Source organism: Paenibacillus qinlingensis (assembly GCF_013204845.1).
Taxonomy (GTDB): Bacteria; Bacillota; Bacilli; order Paenibacillales; family NBRC-103111; genus Paenibacillus_E; species Paenibacillus_E qinlingensis.
Window position 1 is genome coordinate 21,930 of record NZ_JABMKY010000044.1, and the last position, 6,000, is coordinate 27,929.

General features: G+C 48.6%; 3 protein-coding genes, 6 tRNA genes and 1 rRNA gene. All 10 read right to left on the reverse strand.

Features of this window, described 5'->3' with window-relative positions; genetic code table 11:
• Positions 1 to 689: 689 nt before the first annotated feature.
• Complete coding sequence (locus HQN88_RS36820) at positions 690 to 2,699, reverse strand: transglycosylase domain-containing protein (protein WP_246320651.1); 2,010 nt, start codon at positions 2,697 to 2,699, stop codon at positions 690 to 692.
• Positions 2,700 to 2,819: 120 nt separating this feature from the next.
• Positions 2,820 to 3,698, reverse strand: coding sequence for an aldo/keto reductase (locus HQN88_RS36825; RefSeq protein ID WP_173121527.1), 879 nt, complete (start codon positions 3,696 to 3,698; stop codon positions 2,820 to 2,822).
• 68 nt (positions 3,699 to 3,766) lie between these two features.
• A complete protein-coding gene (locus tag HQN88_RS36830) occupies positions 3,767 to 4,966 on the reverse strand; it encodes an MFS transporter (RefSeq protein ID WP_173121529.1) in 1,200 nt (399 codons plus the stop codon).
• A gap of 130 nt (positions 4,967 to 5,096) precedes the next feature.
• Positions 5,097 to 5,170, reverse strand: a tRNA-Pro gene (locus HQN88_RS36835).
• A gap of 18 nt (positions 5,171 to 5,188) precedes the next feature.
• Positions 5,189 to 5,265: transfer RNA gene (locus HQN88_RS36840), tRNA-Arg, on the reverse strand.
• Positions 5,266 to 5,274: 9 nt separating this feature from the next.
• Positions 5,275 to 5,349 (reverse strand) — tRNA-Gly (locus tag HQN88_RS36845).
• A gap of 43 nt (positions 5,350 to 5,392) precedes the next feature.
• Positions 5,393 to 5,472 (reverse strand) — tRNA-Leu (locus HQN88_RS36850).
• Between the two features lie 57 nt (positions 5,473 to 5,529).
• Positions 5,530 to 5,605: transfer RNA gene (locus tag HQN88_RS36855), tRNA-Lys, on the reverse strand.
• A 7-nt stretch (positions 5,606 to 5,612) separates the two neighbouring features.
• Positions 5,613 to 5,689: transfer RNA gene (locus HQN88_RS36860), tRNA-Met, on the reverse strand.
• Between the two features lie 30 nt (positions 5,690 to 5,719).
• A 5S ribosomal RNA gene (gene rrf, locus HQN88_RS36865) occupies positions 5,720 to 5,836 on the reverse strand.
• Positions 5,837 to 6,000: the final 164 nt, after the last annotated feature.

Below are 6,000 nucleotides of genomic sequence, written 5' to 3' on the forward strand. Positions count from 1 at the left end.
ATTTTGCGGATGCTAACTGGTTTTTTTTTGCAAGTGCATCCCTATCACCAGATGTGTAGTTTTGACTCAACCATTCTCTCAATCGTTGGTACAAGGTGAGCGCTCGGTTGGACGCACAGGATGCGTGAACGGAATCGGGATCGCCGCGCGCTGGCGTTACTGGTAGAGGATGTGCGTTTTGGGAGACAATTGCTCCGTACATTTGTAATAACTGGAAAACCTACATCTATTTACACGAAATTACCTCGAAATCTCGATTTAACTGTAAAACATGTAGTTAAAACTGCCTCTTTTTTTCAGATTGTTTAAAATGGATAAAATTAACTGTATGTTCTCCATCTATTCTGCATTTGAACGAAAAATCACGGAATTTAACTGCATAAAATCCATCTATTCGCCTCGAGCACAGCCGATGTACGAAACTCCCCATACATGCTACTCAACTCTTGCTCTTACTCTTACTCCTTACTCTTACTCTTACTCCTTACTCTTACTCCTTACTCTTACTCTTACTCTTACTCTTACTCTTACTCTTACTCCTACTCCTACTCCTACTCCTACTCCTACTCCTACTCCTACTCCTACTCCTACTCCTACTCCTACTCCTACTCCTACTCCTACTCCTACTCCTACTCCTACTCCCTCTCCACTAGCAACAGCTTGCCACACATCATCAGGCCCTACTACATTTATTTCTTTTTCTCTTTCCCAGGTCCATGTCCTGGTCCAGGTGGCTTGTGCGGCTCCTTCTCTGGCTTCCCTGGGGGCTCTGCGGGATGAGACTGAGCCGACTGAATTTCCTTCTCTGGTCGCTCGACACTCATCGGAATATCAAAAGCTACAACAGGTGCTTGAGCCAACGCACGACTGAGCATCTCTCGAAATAATACCGCAGGTACAGCCCCACCCGAGGTAGTTAAATAATGCTTCGCATCCGTTCGGTCATAACCAACCCATACCGCTGCTGTCAGCTCAGGCGTATAACCAACGAACCAAGCATCCTTGGCACTTCCGCTGCCTATTCCCTCAAACTCTTTCGTCCCCGGCAGCTGTGTCGTACCTGATTTCCCTGCTACGGGACGATTCATAGCCGCATTCTTCCCTGTCCCCTGCGCTACGGCCGTCTGCAGCATCGCCGTCATTGTAGTAGCCGTTTCAGCGCGCATCACCGACTGTCCATTAGCTTTCGCCTGAACAAGAAGGTGCCCATCCTTGGTCTCGATTTTGGAGATCAAATGTGCGGGGTTTAAGACACCCTTCGCTGCAAAAGCACTAAAAGCCTGCGCCATCTGCAGCGGAGAGACTCCCTCGGAAAGCCCGCCAAGTGCGATACCCAGTTGCCGATCTTGTGTCGGTAGACTTATCCCCAAAGACTTCGCAAACTTCAAGCCATTATCAATGCCTATCTCATGCAAAAGCCAGACTGCAGGGATATTCCAAGATGAAGTAATGGCGTCTTGCATCGATACTTGCCCTCTTGACTGGTGATCCCAATCTTGCGGCTGATAGCCTTCAATATTCAAAGGTCCATCAAACAACATGGTTGACGGCTGGTAGCCTAACTCCAGCGCAGGGCCATACACAGCGACTGGCTTAAAAGCTGATCCTGGCTGTCTTCTCAACTGGGTGGCACGGCTGAAGCCTCGAAATACTCCCTCTCCGCGCCCACCGGCTAGCGCTCTAACACCGCCTGTTTTCTGATCGACAACTGCAGCACCGCTCTGTATAAGCTGATCTGGCTTGCTTTCTGGGAACAGACTGTCATTGTTAAACACATCGATAACAGCTTTCTGCACCGTAGGATCAAGCTCTGTGGTGATCCGCAAGCCGCCAGTTAGCAGTTGTTCTTCCGTGAACCCGTAGAGAGTCACAGCCTCGTCCATCACAGCATCTACATAAGCCCGATTTCTCCCTTTCGCCTCATCCATATTGACCGTCTTCACGGCTCCAAGTGCTGAGGCATCGGCTTTCTCGTATTCCTGCTGAGTAATTTTACCTTCCTTTAGCATCAACTTGAGAACCGTATTCCTTCTTTCCAGCGCTTGTTCTTCATTTTGAAAAGGGGAGTAATGACTAGGTGCCTTCGGCAAAGCCGCTAACACCGCAGCTTCTGGCAAGGTAAGGTCAGTCACATTTTTGTTAAAATACGCTTTCGCAGCCCCCTGCACCCCCCAACTGCCTTCTCCAAAATAAATCTTGTTGAGATACATTTCCAGAATGGAATCCTTACTGTAGCTCATCTCTATTTTGATCGCATAAGCAGCTTCCCTTAATTTACGACCTACCGTTTTATCAGCAGTAAGGTAAAGATTACGAGCTAACTGCTGCGTAATAGTACTAGCACCCTCCGAATAGCTTCCTTTGAGCACATCCCGGGCTACAGCACGGAAAATGGACTTCAAGTCTACGCCCTTATGCTCATAGAAACGTCTATCCTCCACCGCGACAATAGCATCAACCAACACCTGCGGGATTTCTTTAAAACTCACAGCATCGATCTTTGACGCAGAAAGTTGCGACGCAACTTGACCATTCTTATCAAGCACAACCGAGGCCTCTGGAAGCGGCCGATCCAACAGAGATACATCAAGTCCTTTTATGTACAAGTAGCTCATGAACACCGCGCCTACACTCACGATTAGGACTATGCTAACACTAATTTGCCAAAAGCGTCGAGGTATCGCCTTTATTTTTAACATCCTCATTCCCCCTAACGTACCTCATAGCTATTCGTATGGCACCTCCAGTAAGTGTCGTATGCGCGCAAGAAGTCACAAAAAAGCCTTCAACCCACAATGATAGGGTGAAGGCTTATCAGATTAGGCTATCGACGTCGGCGCTCCAAAAACACTCGTATATCCGCTAATCCCACTCAGAATCCGTTCCATGTCTTCCTTGCTCATCGTACCATAGCGCTCTACGGCATCTACGATTTTGGGGAAAATATGCACATCCCCCGCACTCGCAAATCCGCATACACTTGGGAACGACAGCACGAAGTGCACACAAGCATCGATAATCTCCTGCTGATCAAATGGTTCATACCACGTCGCATATGGGCGCTCCGCTCCTTCTATCCAAGGTGCCTTCGCAACGGCTTTGATCACCCGTATAGCTGTCTGCTGCTTGTCCGCTTCCGCCATCAGAGCATCCACGTCCTCCCGATAGTCCGGTAAGCTATACATATAGTAATTTAAGGGGAAGAGTATGGTGGCAAAAGGGAACCTCTTGAGCGCTTCCAAATGAACCGCCGGTGCCTGATGCCCGTGACCTGTGATCCCGATGTCCTTCACAATGCCTTCGCTTTGCGCTTCTAATGCCGCTTCCAGCGATCCGCCCTTAGCCGTGCATTTGTCCAATTCCTCCATCGAACCCACTGCATGCAGTTGCAGTAAGTCTACCGACGACACCTTCATTCTCTCCAAGGAGCGATAGATCTCTTCCTTTGCTTCCTTTTTCGTTCTTTGCCCTGTTTTGGTAGCTAAAAAGATATCATCCCGCACCCGGCTAATCGTCGGGCCCATCCGTACTTCTGCGTCTCCATAACTCGCCGCTGTATCAAAATGATTCACGCCATGTGCCAGCGCGAAAGCAATCGAGGCATCTGCCTTCTCCTGTGTGACCTGTCCAAGACTAGCTGCACCAAACATCAACACCGAGGTTTCCCTATTCAATCGGCCTACTGTTCTCTTCAACATCCTTAGATTTGCTCCTTCTGTAATCGAGTATGTATATCTTTATTTACAAATCTAATCGAATTGAAACCTCATTCTGCAGATATCTGTTTCATTTGCTTCCTCATATTGAGCTGCAACACGCCGGCTGCTAGTAACAACGCACACCCTGTTAATAAAAATACAGAATGAATCCCTACTAAACCGCCTAGGAATCCGCCAATCAAAGGACCAATCATCATCCCCAACTGATTCGACGTTTGGTTAAGACTCATCGCCCTCCCCCGGAAGTCAGCATCGGAAGCTTTCACAATAAGCGCGCTCAAGGCCGGATAGACCGCAGCAAAGAATAAGCCATAACTGAAGCGAAGCACACCGAAACCGATTAGACTATGTACCGCTAATTGCAGCAGATTCCCAATACCACCACCGATTAAGCCTATCAGCAGCGTTTTGTCATAGCCGATTCGCTGCCCGATGATGCCCCATCTTGATCCCATGATGACAGTCGCCACACCGGCAGCGGAGAAAATAATACCCGAGCTCAGAGATGCCCCCTTCGCACTTCCACCGATTTGTACGACATAAATCGTTAAAAGTGGTTCTAGAATCATCACCGAGGTTGCTACCAATATGGTTAATCCAAAAATAGATAATAATTGTTTATTAGCGGCCGCCTGCTTAATGTCCTGAAACACACTTGGGCGCGCCCCTGCTTTCTTGTGATGGACTTCCTTCACTCCAACTACAGCGATCACCGCAGAAATGAGTACAACAAAACCAGATGCCAAGAAACATTCTCTTGTCCCTACCCAGTGGCTGAGCATGCCGCCGAACAATGGACCAAGGATGCTCCCAGCTGCCGTCGCCGTTGACATGACACTCAAGGCATAACCGACATGCTTCTCTGGTGTGTTCGTACTGACTAAAGCCATCGATGCGGGGATATAGCCCGCCATAAGTCCCTGCAGAACACGAACAACAATAAACGTATACGGATCATTTACGAAATAGTTAAGAAAATAGACCGCGCTTAAGCTTAGCCCTGAACGAAGTAGCATCGGTTTCCTACCATATTTGTCAGCTAAGGACCCCCAAAAAGGTGCGATAACCGCACTTGCGAGAAAGCTCACCGAGAACGTGATCCCCGACCATGCCTCTAAACCGCTATGTATACCCAAGTCCTCTTGTAAAAATATAGGGATGAACGGGATCGAGAGTGTGTACGCCATCGCGCAAAAAAATGCCCCAATCCATAAAATAAATAGATTCCGTCTCCAGCGTAGTTCCATCTTGTAGCCCTCCTTCTTGTCTACTATACACCAACACCAACTTGAATCCCAGTTATTAGTAGATGCGGATGCACAAAAAAAGCATAGACACAATCAGCGTGAAGCTGACAGTCTATGCTTTCTTTCTGGATCGGGACGACACGATTTGAACATGCGACCCCCTGCTCCCAAAGCAGGTGCTCTACCAAGCTGAGCTACGTCCCGATACAATTATGATAAAAATGGCGCGCCCTGAGAGATTCGAACTCCCGACCTTTTGATTCGTAGTCAAATACTCTATCCAGCTGAGCTAAGGGCGCATAAAACTTTGGAGCGGAAGACGGGGATCGAACCCGCGACCCTCGCCTTGGCAAGGCGATGCTCTACCGCTGAGCCACTTCCGCATAGGGATCCCCAAGCCGTAAGATACGACTTGGGGATGTTTGATGCGCGTAGAGGGACTTGAACCCCCACGGTCGCCCGCTAGATCCTAAGTCTAGTGCGTCTGCCAATTCCGCCATACGCGCATGCTGGTAAAAATCTGAGAGACTTTAGTCTTCGCCTAAAAATCCCTATAAATGAAATGGTGAGTCATGTAGGATTCGAACCTACGACACCCTGATTAAAAGTCAGGTGCTCTACCAACTGAGCTAATGACTCAAATCATTGGTTGCGGGGGCAGGATTTGAACCTGCGGCCTTCGGGTTATGAGCCCGACGAGCTACCGGGCTGCTCCACCCCGCGTCATAGATTTAAGCTCCCGTTAGGGAAACTGCTTGGCAACGTTCTACTCTCCCAGAACCCTGCGGTTCAAGTACCATCGACGCTGGAGGGCTTAACGGTCGTGTTCGAGATGGGAACGCGTGGGTCCCCTCCGCCATCATCACCAAACAGTCAAAGCGTTTGTTTGCGCCTTGAAAACTAGATACGAAACTGCGTAAAGTTTGAAATACTTAGGATTTTCTGGGCCCCAATCAAGTACTCGGAATTCGCTACAAAGCTTATCTTCACTTGGTTGGGATTGTTTTTGGTTAAGCCCTCGACCGATTAGTATT